At 47.8% G+C, this 13,999-nt stretch carries 13 protein-coding genes; 8 read left to right on the forward strand and 5 right to left on the reverse strand.

Translation table 11 applies throughout. The annotated features are described in order from the left end of the window. Positions 1 to 154 precede the first annotated feature (154 nt). The 3 genes from Q0274_RS05365 to Q0274_RS05375 all read left to right on the forward strand — a co-directional run bounded on the left by Q0274_RS05365 (position 155) and on the right by Q0274_RS05375 (position 6,357). On the forward strand, positions 155 to 2,656 hold the full coding sequence (locus Q0274_RS05365; protein WP_298028233.1) for a TonB-dependent siderophore receptor: 2,502 nt from the start codon (positions 155 to 157) through the stop codon (positions 2,654 to 2,656). Positions 2,657 to 3,057: 401 nt separating this feature from the next. Continuing rightward, a complete protein-coding gene (locus Q0274_RS05370) occupies positions 3,058 to 4,959 on the forward strand; it encodes an ABC transporter ATP-binding protein/permease (RefSeq protein WP_298028235.1) in 1,902 nt (633 codons plus the stop codon). Between the two features lie 909 nt (positions 4,960 to 5,868). Continuing rightward, positions 5,869 to 6,357 (forward strand): chemotaxis protein, encoded by a 489-nt coding sequence (locus Q0274_RS05375; protein WP_298028236.1) that lies wholly within the window; start codon positions 5,869 to 5,871, stop codon positions 6,355 to 6,357. A gap of 11 nt (positions 6,358 to 6,368) precedes the next feature. Here Q0274_RS05375 and prfA read toward each other — a convergent pair whose 3' ends face one another. After that, a complete protein-coding gene (gene prfA / locus Q0274_RS05380; RefSeq protein ID WP_298028237.1) occupies positions 6,369 to 7,436 on the reverse strand; it encodes a peptide chain release factor 1 in 1,068 nt (355 codons plus the stop codon). A 24-nt stretch (positions 7,437 to 7,460) separates the two neighbouring features. Next, a complete protein-coding gene (rpsT, locus tag Q0274_RS05385; RefSeq protein ID WP_291938896.1) occupies positions 7,461 to 7,733 on the reverse strand; it encodes a 30S ribosomal protein S20 in 273 nt (90 codons plus the stop codon). A 152-nt stretch (positions 7,734 to 7,885) separates the two neighbouring features. Between rpsT and glmM the strand changes: the two genes are divergently transcribed. From glmM to nhaA, 5 genes are all read left to right on the forward strand, one after another. Continuing rightward, positions 7,886 to 9,226: a phosphoglucosamine mutase gene (gene glmM, locus Q0274_RS05390; RefSeq protein ID WP_298028238.1), complete on the forward strand. Its 1,341-nt coding sequence runs from the start codon at positions 7,886 to 7,888 to the stop codon at positions 9,224 to 9,226. A 98-nt stretch (positions 9,227 to 9,324) separates the two neighbouring features. Further along, positions 9,325 to 9,786, forward strand: coding sequence for a signal peptidase II (lspA, locus tag Q0274_RS05395; RefSeq protein WP_298028239.1), 462 nt, complete (start codon positions 9,325 to 9,327; stop codon positions 9,784 to 9,786). Continuing rightward, positions 9,773 to 10,165, forward strand: coding sequence for an SHOCT domain-containing protein (locus Q0274_RS05400; protein ID WP_298028240.1), 393 nt, complete (start codon positions 9,773 to 9,775; stop codon positions 10,163 to 10,165). Before lspA ends, Q0274_RS05400 begins: the two co-directional genes overlap by 14 nt. Positions 10,166 to 10,174: 9 nt before the next feature. Beyond that, complete coding sequence (locus tag Q0274_RS05405) at positions 10,175 to 10,615, forward strand: CopD family protein (protein ID WP_177386933.1); 441 nt, start codon at positions 10,175 to 10,177, stop codon at positions 10,613 to 10,615. A 63-nt stretch (positions 10,616 to 10,678) separates the two neighbouring features. After that, on the forward strand, positions 10,679 to 11,842 hold the full coding sequence (gene nhaA, locus Q0274_RS05410; protein WP_298028241.1) for a Na+/H+ antiporter NhaA: 1,164 nt from the start codon (positions 10,679 to 10,681) through the stop codon (positions 11,840 to 11,842). Between the two features lie 129 nt (positions 11,843 to 11,971). On the opposite strand, the gene Q0274_RS05415 is transcribed toward nhaA, so the two are convergent. Genes Q0274_RS05415 through ruvC form a run of 3 tightly spaced genes read right to left on the reverse strand, consistent with a single transcriptional unit; the run spans position 11,972 to position 13,794 of the window. Continuing rightward, entirely contained in the window at positions 11,972 to 12,499 is a 528-nt protein-coding gene (locus Q0274_RS05415) for a cysteine hydrolase family protein (RefSeq protein ID WP_298028242.1), read from the reverse strand. Beyond that, positions 12,499 to 13,305 carry a nitrilase-related carbon-nitrogen hydrolase gene (locus Q0274_RS05420; RefSeq protein ID WP_298028243.1) on the reverse strand — a complete coding sequence of 269 codons (807 nt, stop codon included), beginning with the start codon at positions 13,303 to 13,305 and terminating at the stop codon, positions 12,499 to 12,501. Before Q0274_RS05420 ends, Q0274_RS05415 begins: the two co-directional genes overlap by 1 nt. 9 nt (positions 13,306 to 13,314) lie before the next feature. Beyond that, positions 13,315 to 13,794, reverse strand: coding sequence for a crossover junction endodeoxyribonuclease RuvC (gene ruvC / locus Q0274_RS05425; protein ID WP_298028244.1), 480 nt, complete (start codon positions 13,792 to 13,794; stop codon positions 13,315 to 13,317). Between the last annotated feature and the right edge of the window lie 205 nt (positions 13,795 to 13,999).

Consider the following 13,999-nt stretch of genomic DNA (forward strand, 5'->3'; position numbering starts at 1 on the left):
CGTCAATAGATCTTATTAAATTCCGTTAAATTAGTAATTGCATATAAATTTTTATGATTTAGTTTATTAAAAATTTTATTATTATTTAAGAAGAATTGTAAGATAATACCGCCAGTAAATTGATATAGATTATAAAATCTAAAAAGGATTTTTTATGAAAAAGGGTAAAATTTTACTTTCTTTTGCGCTACTTTGCTCGCCGTTTTGGCTTACTGCGGCGCAAAATAGCGGCGCTTCTCAAAACTCGTCCGCCGCAAGCTCTGCCTCTAAAATTTCGTCATCGCAAAGCTCGCGCGCAGCCGCCGCATCGCGGAGTTCCACGCCGCGGGCTTCAAATTTAGCCTCTAATAGTGCGGCTCCGCAAAGCTCTGCGCAAAAGCCTGGAGGCCCTACCGCTGCAAATTCCGCGCCGCAGGGCAACGCCGTCGTAAGCCCCGCTACTAAAGGCATTACACAAAATTCCATGCCACAAAGCGGTAGCGCGGCAAATTCTACGCTGCAGAGCTCGGACGACGATAATCTCGGCACCATAAACGTCACGGGCAAGGCCGATCTGTCCACTACCGAGGGCACGGGCTCTTATACGACGGGCAATATGAGCACTGCGACGGGGCTAAATTTAAGCATAAGAGAAACGCCGCAATCCATAAGCGTCATCTCCAATCAGCTTTTAAAAGATCTGAGCCTGCACAACGCCGAAGAGGCTCTTTCAAAATACGCAACCGGCATTTCGCTAAATAACGACGCGGGCGGCAATCGCATCGTCTCGCGCGGCTTTTATGTCGATAATATCCAAGAAGACGGCATCGCAAGCTCGGTTTCCAGCTCCGTGTTCGGGCCGCTGGGCTCATCGAAGGAATTTACCGATTTGGAATTCTACGATCGCGTTGAGGTTCTGCGCGGCGTAGCGGGCCTTACGCAAAGTAACGGCGAGCCCGGCGGTACGATAAATTTAATCCGAAAGCGTCCGAGCGATCAGTTCGGCTTTAACGCAAGTCTAAGCGGCGGTAGCTGGGATAATTATCGCGGTATGATCGACGTAACGGATACGGTAAATCAAAGCGGTACGGCACGCGCGCGGTTGATCGGAATTTTAAGTAAAACGGGTTCGTTTAAGGACTATCCACACAACGGCTATCGCGAAGGCGTCGGCGTTTCGACGGAATTTGACGTAGCCGATAGGACGCTTCTTAGCGCGGGATTTTTGTGGCAAAAAACCGTCGGCGTATATGATATTTACGGCGTGCCCGTCTTGGATAATCAAAAAAATTTATTAAATTTACCGCGCAGAAGTTACTTCGGCTCGGATTGGGACAGAAGCGAATATAAAAAATTTAACGCCTACAGCGAACTCTCGCACGAATTTAGCGATGATCTGAAAGCCTATGCGAGGCTCAATTATACCGATAGCGACAGCATGTTAAAATTCGGAGCGCTCGGCGGGGCAAATCCTTACAACGGCACTACGTCGCATACGGTGCGATATAGGATTTACGATAACGACTCCAAAGAGATCGGGTTTCAAACGGGACTAGACGGTAAATTCGAAGCATTTGGGCAGAAGCACGACTTTTTCTTAAACGGCTCGCTTAGCAACGAAAAGCTTAATTGGCGCGAGACTAGGACAATAGATTCATCTATGGCGTCACTGGGGATGAACATTTATAACTGGGACCGCTCAAGGATCGCTCAGCCCGATTGGAGAAGTGCCGCTACGTTTAAAGACCGAAGCTCCACTACTATAAAGCAGCGCGCGATCTCGCTCGGGACTAGATTAAACTTAACCGACGATTTTCACTTTTTACTCGGCGGGCGCTTTTCGAAGGTAACTTACAGCAGATATTATTATAATATTTTGCGCGGTACGGCTTCGCATAGCGCAAGCCCGAGTAAATCGGATTTTACGCCGTATGCGGGAGTGGTCTGGGATTTTGCAGATAATTTTTCGTGGTACGCAAGCTATGCCGAAATTTTTAAGCCGCAAGCTGCGCGCGATAAAGACGGTAAAATTTTAGATCCCGTCGTCGGCTATAATTTAGAAACCGGCGTGAAGGGAGAATTTTTTGACGGCGCGCTTAATACGAATGTCGCGCTATTTCAGATCATTCAGAAAAATAGGGCGATGAGCGATCCTCTTAATACGAACTACTCCATCGCCGAGGGCAAGGTGCGAAGCCGCGGCGTGGATGCCGAGCTGCAAGGCTCGCTCACGGATGATTGGAAATTGTTCGCAGGATATACTTTCAACCGCAGCGTCTATTTAAAGACGGAAAGAACCTCCGCAGCGGTCGATTATAGCAAGGGCGCAAACGCCAAACGCTACATTCCGAAGCATCTGTTTAAGCTCTACACGAACTATGAAATTCCACTCGGCGAAAATCGTAAGATCGCCCTGGGTACGGGCGTGCGCTATCAGAGCAAAACTGCTTCGATATATCGCGAAAACGTTGCGTATTATGCCGCGCCGCAAAAGGCTTACGCGCTGTGGGACGCAAACGTCGGCTATCATTTCGACAAACACTTTAGCGTAAATTTTGCGGTCAAAAACATCACGGATAAGAAGTATTTTCAAAATACGCAAAATCGCGTCGCGGGGATGAATAATTACTACGGCGAGCCGCGGAATTTTATGCTAACGCTAAATTATACGTATTGAGCGCGGATAAAATTTGCGCTTATGCGAACTCGGGCCGACCGAACTTGCCGCGATTATAGACAATTCCGCGCTTCATAAGGGCGCGGATGAGGCGAGCGCAGAGGCGCGAGACTAGGCTTTGTCGCAAGTAGCACGTAGCGAGGCGAGTAAAATTTGAACGAAGCCGCGGGATTAAAATTTAACTTGCGATTTGGTTGATTAGCGATTAATTAGTGCGGGCGATTGCAGGCGATGCGGGCAAGGGCGATAAATTTAATTTCGCAATTTAATCTCGCGAAATTCCAAGCGAATTAAACGCGCAGACTTGCGAGCATAAAATTCGCTCGCGAGTCTGCGGGATCAAATTTAATCCCGCGATTTCGCTGTAATCGGCGCTAAATTTTAAAATTTAAAGAGAAAATTTGAAAACGCTAAAGCAATTTTTTGAAATTCTACGTCCGCACTGGTTCGGCAAGGGCGCGGCGAAGCTGTGGGCGCTGCTGCTGCTCGCGCTTGGTTTTAGCCTCGCTATCATAAAAATCAGCGTGCTGATGAACGCGTGGGATAAGCGCTTTTACGACGCGCTAAGCGAGCTTAAGGGCGAGCTCATTCCCGCGCTCGTGGGCGAGTTTTTGCTCTACACGGCGCTCATTGTGCTTTTCATCGTCTGCGGCAGCTGGCTTCGCAAACTGCTCGTAATCGTCTGGCGCGAGCGGCTAAGCGCGATGATGGAGCGCAAATGGCTACATAACGCAAACTTCTACCGCACGAGCCTTGATGGAAATTTTAGCGCCAGGGGCGGATCAAATTTAGAAAAATCTGGCGACGCAAATGTAGATGAAAATTTAAACGAGTGTGCAGAGTGTTCCGCAGTCGAAGCGGACAGCGCAGCTTTGCATAGAGACGCAAAGGGGTTTGAAATTTTACCGAGCACGGCGGAGCAAAATGTAGCAGGGCAAAGCGGCGCAGGCGAGAATAAAATTTCATCCAAAACTCGCGCAGATCGTGAAATTTCAAAAACGATCGCAAAGCTAGACAACCCCGATCAGCGTATCGCCGAGGACAGCTTGCTGCTCGTGCAAAAAAGCGTCGATCTCGTAAAATCGCTCGTCTATAATCTCGCCAAGCTCATCGCCTTCGTTGCGATCTTGTGGCAGGTCTCGAAGGTGCTGAGATTTGAAATTTTCGGCATGCACTTTGAGATCGAGGGCTTTTTGCTATATGTCGCGCTTATTTATACTCTCCTTTGCTCGCTGATTACGCATCTCATCGGGCGCAGGCTTAGGGGGCTAAATTTTGCTAAACAGCGCGCCGAAGCCAATTACCGCTCAGACCTGCTGCTAGTGCGCGAAAACGCAGAAGCCGTAGCCTTTATGCGCGGAGAGGATGCCGAGCGCGGCCGCTTTCGCGCGAGCTTCGGCGAGATCATGAGAAACTGGCGCAGCATCATGAATACGGAATTTCGCCTCGAATGCTTTTCGGCAAGCTACCTAAAAATCACGAATTTAATCCCGATCTTTGCCTGCTTGCCGCTCTATCTGGCGCGCGCGATGAGCTTTGGCGACATGATGCAGGCGCGCTCGGCGTTTTACAGCGTGCAGGACGGATTTGCGTGGTTTATGGACTATTACAAGCAGATCATGGAGTGGGCGGCGAGCGTGCAGAGGATCTATGAGTTCATCTCGCGCATGGACGGCGAGAGCGCAAATCTACGTGCTTGCGTCAAACAAAGCGACGAAAATTCCGCTCGCTGCGAGGGCTTGTCGGTCTTCACGCCTGCGGGCGAGCCGCTGATCGAGGATCTACGCTTCGAGCTTGCGCCCGCGCAGTTTGTGATGCTGCGGGGCAAGAGCGGCGCGGGCAAAAGCACGGCTCTGCGCTACGCGGCGGGGCTTTGGCGATACGGTCGCGGAGAGATCAGTCTGCCGCGCACGGGCGTGATGTTTATCCCGCAAAAGCCCTATCTAGCGCCGCTTAGTCTAAAAGAACTCATTTCATATCCGCAGCCGCCGCGCGCAGACGACGCGGAATTTTTAGAAATTTTACGCCGCGTAGGACTTAAGAAATTTGCTCGCATGCTAAACTCACGCGCCGATTACGTTAAAATTTTAAGCGGCGGGGAGGCGCAGCGGCTTAGTTTCGCACGCATTCATTACCACAAGCCGAGCTTTGTTTTCGCAGACGAGATCACGTCCGCGCTCGATCCCGCCTCGGCGCGCGAGCTGCTACTGGGTCTGCGCGCGGATCTGCCTAGCCTCGGCATGCTAGCGATCGTGCATCAAACGGGGCTTGAGGAGATATTTGAGCGGACGATAGAGCTTTAAATTCGGCCGTTGAAATTTCACGCCGCAGGGATTTCGCCTTTAAATTCATATCTTTTTAAATCCAGATTTATTAAAATTACTCGTTTATATTAAGCGGCGATAAAACTTAGCCGAGGCGCTAGGTGCCTGTGCGCATGAGTAATTAGTGCTCGCGTACATAGGTGCAGAGGCTCGCATCCGTGTATGCTCGGACCCATACATGCAGTCGTCAGCACGGCGGCGTCATGGGCCATACGACTACGCGGCGGCGATCGGCTTGGAGGTCGGTAGACGGCGCGCGATCGCGATTTTGCGCGAAATTAAGTCGGTAAAATTTAAACGCAAAATGATCCGCCGAGGAGATGTCGCCTAGATAAAATTTTAAACCGAGCCGCGATCGGTAGCATAACGGCATGCTAAATGAGGGGCTGCGCGAGAAGCGCGATGCGCAGGCGTCGCGATAAATCGGTAGTGCGTCGGATGGCACGTAACACATCGGCAGCACGGGCGGCACGCCGTAGTCGAGAAGCAGAGCGGCAATATGTACCTACTCGGCGTCGTATGACATAACCTTCGCTCGGGCAAATCATCATCGTAACGGCGCTACGATCGAAGCGAGCAGTACGGCCGTGACCGTGGATAGGCAGCGCAAAGCGACGCGGCGTGATTACGGTGACGACAGCATAAAATGCCGCAATATGGCAACCGCGATCGACGAGATGCGTAAGCGCAGTGCGAGCAACGCAATAATACCGCCGCGATACAACGATGGCGACCCGCGGAGCGTATAAGTGAAGCAGCGGTGCGGGCGGCGCAACAACGCCGAGGCGATACGATAGCGGTGATCGGCGAGGCGTACCGGTGCAGCAGCATAGCGTCCGCGAGCGCTATGCCTGAGCCGCTAAATTTTAAAAAAAGCAAGGAGATTTGATGCTTAAGGCGGGGATTGTTTATAAATTTGCGCTCATCGTGCTGCTAGCTTGCGCGCTCCTCATTTTGGGCTTTTCGGGCGCTTGCTTTGCGCGCGGCGAGTACGACGAGACGTGGATGAGCCTGCATAAGATCGCTGGATTCGGCCTACTTTGCGTCGCGATTTTGCACGTGATTGCTAGGCAAAGAAAGCTCGCAAAGCTCTGGGGCGAGTTTTTGGACGTGATCTTAAGGCGCAAAAATCCCGGCTTTTGTAATATGGATCGCATCATCGGCGCGATCGAGTCCTATAATATTAGAGAGATTGCTGGTAAAATGGGCTTTAGTGTGGACGAGCTCGCTACGATTTTGAAATCAAACGGTATCAAGCTCATAAGCGCAGATCAAGACCTGCGTGAGATTGCAAAGTTTAACGATGAAAAAATTTTCTTCATCTTGGTTCTTTTGATCGAGGCAAAATTCGGCAAAGCGGACGGATGTAGAGTCTAAATTTAAAAGGCTTAATAGCCCGCGTTTGCGATCGCTTCGGCTTGAGAGTGCGCGATGAGAGGATCGATGATCTCGTCGAACAAGCCGCCCGCCATGATCGCGTCCAGGCGGTAGAGAGTTAAATTTATGCGGTGGTCACTGATGCGATTTTGCGGATAGTTGTAGGTACGAATCCGCCCCGAGCGGTCGCCGGTGCCCACCTGATCCTTGCGATCTTTGCGCTCTTTTTCTAAGCGCTCCTGCTCCTGCATATCGTAAAGACGCGCCTTTAGCACCTTCATCGCCGCTTCTTTGTTTTTGTGCTGATCCTTGCCGTCTTGGTTGGTGACGACTAAACCGGTTGGGATGTGAGTGATGCGAACGGCGCTATCGGTGGTATTTACGGACTGCCCGCCGTGGCCGGAGCTGCGCATAACGTCTATGCGAAGGTCGTTTGGATTGATCTGTATCTCGCTATCCTCGATCTCGGGCATGACGGCGACGGTGATTGCAGAGGTATGCACCCTGCCCTGGCTCTCCGTTTCAGGGACGCGCTGCACGCGGTGGGTGCCGCCTTCAAATTTTAGCCGCGAATACGCTCCCGCGCCCTTTACGAGCAAGATCGCTTCTTTGTAGCCGCCGACGCTGCCTTCGCTAGTGCTTACGATCTCGCATTTATAGCCGCGAAGATCGGCGTAGCGCAGATACGCGCCGAGCAGATCGCCCGCAAACAGCGCCGCTTCGTCGCCGCCTGTACCGGCGCGGATCTCTAAAAAGATATTTTTATCGTCGTTGGGGTCTTTCGGAAGCAGTAAAATTTTGATTTTTTCTTCAAGCTGCGGTTTTTGCGTCTCTAGGTTTTTAAGCTCCTCTTTGGCTAGCTCGCCGAGATCGGCATCGCTTAGCAGAGCTTTGTTTTCTTCGATCTGATTTAAAATTTTAAGATACTCGCTAGCCGCCTCTTTGATCGGCTCGATACTGCGCTGCTCCTTAGATAGCGCCGTCATATTAGCGATATCTGCGGTAACTGCGGGATCGCTAAGCATGCGCGAAAGCTCGTCATAGCGATCCAAAAAAGGCTTTAGTTTATCGGCTAGCATTTAAATTTTATGCGTAAGTAGCGCTTACGCGGCGGTTTTTAAAGAATTTACGAGTTTGGCTAGGCGGCTTACTTTTCTGCTCGCGGTCTGTTTTTTCAAAAAGCCCCTGCTTACGAAGCTGTGGAAGCTTTCATTAGCCGTTTTCAGAGCCTGAGTCGCTGCGTCTAGATCCTTGCTCTCGACCGCCTCTCTTACGGCCTTTGTGATATTTTTTACTCTGGTGCGATAAAATCTATTTCGCTCCGTTCTTTTTATGGTTTGTCTCGCGCGTTTTTCGGCGGATTTGTGATTTGCCATAACGTTCCTTTTCGGTTAAATTTGAACCTGCGATTATACGTAAAAAATATTTAATCGACGCTTAATTTAAGTAAAATTTAAATATAGTTTAAATTTATTAAGATTAAACTTTTTCTGGTAGAATTTCCCGATTTTTATACAAGGATTTGATAATGAAACTTTTCGGAACGGACGGCGTACGAGGCAAAGCGGGAGAATTTTTAACCGCCGAGCTTGCGATGCGCGTAGCGATGGCAGCGGGAATTTATTTTAGAAAAAATTCCGTTACGAATATGATTTTAGTCGGCAAAGATACCCGCAGAAGCGGTTATATGATAGAAACTGCGATCGTAGCAGGCCTTACCTCGGTAGGCTATAACGTCCGCCAAATCGGGCCGATGCCTACTCCTGCGATTGCCTTTCTCACCGAGGACATGCGCTGCGACGCGGGCATCATGATAAGCGCGAGCCACAATCCATACTACGACAACGGCATTAAATTTTTCAATAGCGAGGGCTTTAAACTCGATGAAAAAGAGGAAGCGCAGATCGAAAAAATTTATTTCAGCGACGATCTAATCGCCGAGGCGCGCACCAAAATGATGCAAATAGGCGCTGCAAAGCGCGTGGATGACGTCATCGGCAGATACATCGTGCATATTAAAAATTCTTTCCCGAAGCAAAAGACGCTGCACGGGCTTCGCGTCGTGCTTGATTGTGCAAACGGAGCAAGCTATAAGGTCGCACCTACGGTATTTAACGAGCTGGGGGCCGAAACGATCGTCATCGGCGACGAACCCAACGGCAAAAATATTAATGATGCTTGCGGCGCGTTAAGCCCGCAAAATTTAGCCTCGGAGGTCAAAAGATTGCGCGCCGATGTCGGCTTTGCCTTCGACGGGGATGCCGATAGGCTCGTAGTCGTTGATGAAAACGGCGAGATCATCCACGGCGACGCGCTACTTGGAATTTTAGCAGTCTATTTAAAAGGAAAAAATCGCTTAGCAGGCAATAAAATGGTAGCCACAGTGATGAGTAATTCTGCGCTGGAGGATTTTTTAGCTAAACACGACATCGCGCTTCATCGCTGCAATGTAGGCGATAAATTTGTACTTGAGACAATGCACGAACTAGGCGCAAATTTCGGCGGCGAGCAGAGCGGGCACGTGATCTTTGGCGATTACGCCAAAACGGGCGACGGCATCGCAAGCGCGCTGCAATTCGCCGCCTGCATGCTGGATATGAAAAAGAAGGCAAGCGAATTTTCGGGGATGATTAAGCCCTATCCACAAATTTTAAAGAATTTAAAAATTTCGGATAAAAAGCCGCTTGAAAAATTAAAAGGGCTAAAGGAGCTTGAAGCAAGCCTCAAAGCGGACAAAATCCGCTCGCTCTTTCGCTACTCCGGCACCGAAAACGTTATCCGCCTCTTGCTCGAGGGCAAAAACGAAAAACTGCTGCAAAAGCGAATGGATGAAGTGGAAAAATTTTTCATCAAAGCCCTAAATGAATAGCGATTTTATAAAATTTTATGACGCGGCAAGCTGTCCGCTCCACAGGAAAAGCGCGGATAAAAAGCGCAGGCTTTATATATTTAAATTTGGATTGCAAGATGGCTAAGACCTGTATTAAATTTATCTTGCTTTTCGCAGTGATCTTTGCGATCGATCAAGCGATCAAACTTCTATTTTTAAACGGCTTTTCGTGGCAGGGGGAGTTTTTTTCGCTAGAGCTTACGCTTAACCGCGGCGTTGCGTTTTCGATGTTTGCGTTTTTGGGCGAAAATTTAAAATTTATCCAGATCGCGCTTATCTCAGCGCTTGCGGCGTATATATTTTGTCATAAAAAGCTCTTTTGCGAGCACTGGATGCCGTTTGCGCTGATGCTCGCAGGAGGTTGCTCAAATTTACTTGATCGCTTCATTCGTGGCGGCGTCGTGGATTATGTCGCATGGCATAAGTGGTTTGAGTTTGCGGTATTTAATTTCGCCGACGTGATGATAGATCTGGCCGTAGTGATTTTTATTTTTCAGGGCTTACGCACCGCAAAAAAGGAGAAAAATGAAGAGAAATAATTATATCGCTTACGCGCTTTGGTTTTTAGGTGCGTTTTCGTGGATCGCAGCTATGCCGATTGGCGGCGGACTGCATAGAATTTATTGCGGCAAATTTATCAGCGGATTTGCTCAAATCGCGCTATTTTGGCTGGGAAGTTTTACACTATGGTTTTTGGTGGGCTTTTTGTTTTGGGCGATTTGGGGAATTTGGATTTTGCTAGACATATTTTTCGTAGGAATTTGGGTAGAAGATTTAAATGCTTTTGAAAGCGAGACGGAGGAGGACGACTATGAGGGGCGTCTGAAAAAGGTCGATGCACTTTATGAGCTGTATCAAAAAGGCGCGATTTCCAAAGAGGAATTCGAAGCGCGAAAAGAAATTTTAATGAGAGATTAAGGAGAAAAAATGAGTTACTATTGGTTTAAATTTGTCCATTTTGCGGGTTTTATTTCATGGATGGCGATGCTATTTTATATGCCGCGCCTATATGTTTATCACGCTGAAAATTTAGACAAGCCGGATTTCGTAAAGGTCGTTAAAAAGATGGAGCGGATGCTGTATCACGCGATCGGCTGGATAGCAATGGCGGTGACGGTTTTTAGCGGCGTGATGCTTATCATTTTAAATCCGGGGCTTATGAAAATGGGATATTTTCATATAAAATTACTAGCCGGAGTTTTGCTAATCTGTTATCATTTGTGGCTGTATTATTATATGTATAAATTTGAAAAAAACGAGTGCCACAGGAGCGGAAAATACTTCCGTGCGATCAACGAGGGTCCTACGATCATAATGTTTATAATACTTTATGCGATGCTAATAATGCCGAATTTACCGAGCAACTAAGCACTTTGATAAAAATTTAATTAAAATTTGCATAAAATTAGGACAAAATTTTAAAGGAAGCATGTGCGGCAGATCATAAGAAAAATTTTATCGAGCGAAAGTAGCGCGGGGATCATACTGCTTTTATCCGCAGTCCTTGCGATCATCGCTCAAAACGTAGGCTTTTTATCAAAATACTACGAGGCGTTTTTACATCTAAGCTTCACCATAGGCGTCGGTCCTGCAAAGCTCGATGAATCGATGCATTTTTTGGTAAACGACGTGCTCATGGCGATATTCTTTTTTGCCATTGGACTTGAGCTTAAGCGCGAAAAGATCGAAGGGCAGTTGCGCCATTTCTCACAAATTTTACTTCCTAGCTTCGCGGCTTTGGGCGGAGTAATGATGCCTGCGATCATATTTTCGATCATCAACTGGGGCGATGCCGTCGCGATGAAGGGCTGGGCAATCCCTACGGCGACCGACATAGCCTTTGCCGTGGGCGTGATGGCGCTTTTAGGCAAAAAAATCCCCGCGAGCCTTAAAATTTTCGTTTTGACGCTTGCGATAATGGACGATTTGTGTGCAATTTTAATCATCGCTTTGTTTTATTCCTCTACCATAAACGCAATCTATCTAGGCGGCGCAGCTGCCTGTGTCGCAATAATGTTAGCGATGAGCAGACTTGGCGTTGATAAAAAGCTTCCGTTTATCATCATAGCCGTCGTGCTGTGGGTGATGGTACTAAACTCCGGCATCCACGCGACCATCGCAGGAGTATTGGCGGGTTTTTGTATCCCGCTTAAGACCCGCTCGGGGTCTATGCTAAAGGATATGGAGCACGGACTAGCCTACCCCGTAAATTTTTTCATCTTGCCGATCTTTGCCTTTACAAACGCAGGCGTCTCGCTAGCGGGCATCAGTCCTAGCTTCCTTTTCGGCCCGGTACCGATGGGCATTATGCTCGGACTATTTTTCGGTAAACAGATCGGAATTTTTGCCTTCAGCTGGATCTTAATCAAAGCCAAAATCGCCTACATGCCGGAAAACGCAGGCTGGCCGCAGCTTTACGCAGTAGCAATCATCTGTGGTATTGGCTTTACGATGGCGCTTTTCGTCGACGGTCTGGCATACGGCGGCAGCGATATGTATCATTACACGGACAAGCTCGCGGTATTTTTAGGCTCGATAATTTCCGGGGTAGTGGGATTTTTCGTCGCAAAAGCAGTCGCGGTAAAACAAAGCTAAATTCAATAAAAAGATTAAAATTTTAAAATTCTACCACTCAAAAAATTTCAAAATTTTAAGAGCGGCTCTAAATTTTAAATTTATACGCTATAAAATTTAACTTAAAATTCTGTCTGATCCAAGCGCAGCTTAAATCACCAAAATCCCCGCATTTTGCATTAAGTTCAGTGCACATTCGTCGTAGTAGCCGCGCTCATGGTTCGGCGCATCGTATGTAGCCACCGCATCACGCGGAACGATGACGTCTTTATCGGCGCCAATTTCGTTGAGATAGGTGCGTAGGCTAAGCGCAAACTGCATCACGCAGATATCGGTGCAACAGCCGGTAATCACAAAGCGATCAAAGCCGTCCAGAATTTTCTTATCCAAATTATGAAAGCCGTTCGTGCTGCGCTTAAAAGTGACGTTTTGCTCGCTTACGTAGAGTGCGAGTTCCTCGATCACCTCCGCTTCGGGCGAGCCAACTAGACAGTGGATCGGATAGCGCTTCATCTCTAAATCACGCTCGGCGTGAGCGTCGCAGATGAAATGCACATTTTTCGCCGCCTCAATCTGCCTAATCACCGCAGGAGCGATCTTTGCTATGCTAGGATCGGCCATCGCGCCGAATTTTACGAAGCCGTTTAGCATATCGATCACAAATACCAAAGTTTTCATCAAAACTCCTTATAAATTTCAGGTTTCATATCTTTTAAAAGATCCATTTTAGCGCGAAATTTTAAAATTTCATTTAAATCCGCTCGAGCAATCTTCACGGCCTCTTTTTTGCCTAGGCGCGCGACGATCTCGCCGTAGGGATTTATCAGCATGGAATTTCCGCCGAAACTCTCGCCCTGCCCCGTATCGCCGCAGCCGTTTACCGCGCAGATAAAAATTTGATTTTCGATCGCGCGAGCCTTAGCGAGCGTGATAAAATGCTCTATGCGGCTTTGCGCGAACTGCGCGATCACAAAAACAATCTGCGCGCCGCGAAGCGCTAAAGCGCGAAAAATTTCGCAAAAGCGCAGATCGTAGCAGATCGCGACGCCAATTTTGACCGCGCGATTTTGAAATTTTATCTCGCAAATGCCTAGCTTATCGCCGCCGCTTACGATCTCGTTTTCTCGAACGGGTGAGAAGGCGTGGATCTTGTCGTAGCGTAAAATTTTAGCTCCGTTTTGATAGACGAAAGCAGAATTATAAATTTTATCTTGCCTAGAATTTATCGCTCCACCTATTAAAACAGCGCCGCTTTTTTGCGAAATTTCGCTTAAAAATCCCTTCGTTCGCGCAGCTCCCGCGTCGGCTAAGCGCTTGAAATTTTGTACGCAAAAGCCCATGTTAAAGGCCTCAGGCAGCACCGCTACGTCCGCACCGCGCTTTAACGCACGATCTATCAGCCTGCGCGCGCAAATAAAATTTTGCTCGCAATCTTTGAAATTTTGAGCTATTTTCACGTCCATTTGCAAAATAGCAATTTTCATAAAACCCTCCTATTTAGGCGCTAAGCGCATAACATTTGCATGCGTAAGCGCGATAGCTATAGCATCCGTAATATCAAGCGGCTTAATCTCCTTATTAATCCCCAAAATCCGCTTCACCATAAACGCAACCTGTTCTTTCGCCGCCTTTGCCCTTCCGGTGACCGATTTTTTTATCTGAAGCGGCGTGTATTCGGCAAAATTACCAAAAATTTGTAAAATTTTAAGGGCCAGCGCGCCGCGAAACTGAGCAAGCTTTAAAACAGATTGCGGATTATAGGCATAAAACATCGATTCTATCGCGACCTCATCGATCTTATGAGCGCTAAAAATTTGATCGATCGCCTCACTCATCTGCGTCATTTGAAATTGCACGTTTTCGGCCTTCATTTTTACCAATCCGGCTTCGATGAGTTTTATCTTATTCACATCTTTTTCCAAAATCGCATAGCCTAAATTTCTAGTTCCCGGATCAATTCCTAAAATTTTCATAACCACCTTTCACACTTATTCACAGTTTAATCACCGGTGAATAAACTGAAATTTACCGCAAATTTAGTGAAATTTAGCTAAAATAGCGGCTTAATTTATAAGGGAATTCAATGGCGACGTCGCAAGCACAAGAAATTTTATCGAATTTAGAGAAGGAAATTTTACCTACCGAATACTCTAGATACATTAAAAATTTGAAATTTAA

The sequence above is a fragment of the uncultured Campylobacter sp. genome (assembly GCF_937973075.1).
Classification (GTDB): domain Bacteria; phylum Campylobacterota; class Campylobacteria; order Campylobacterales; family Campylobacteraceae; genus Campylobacter_B.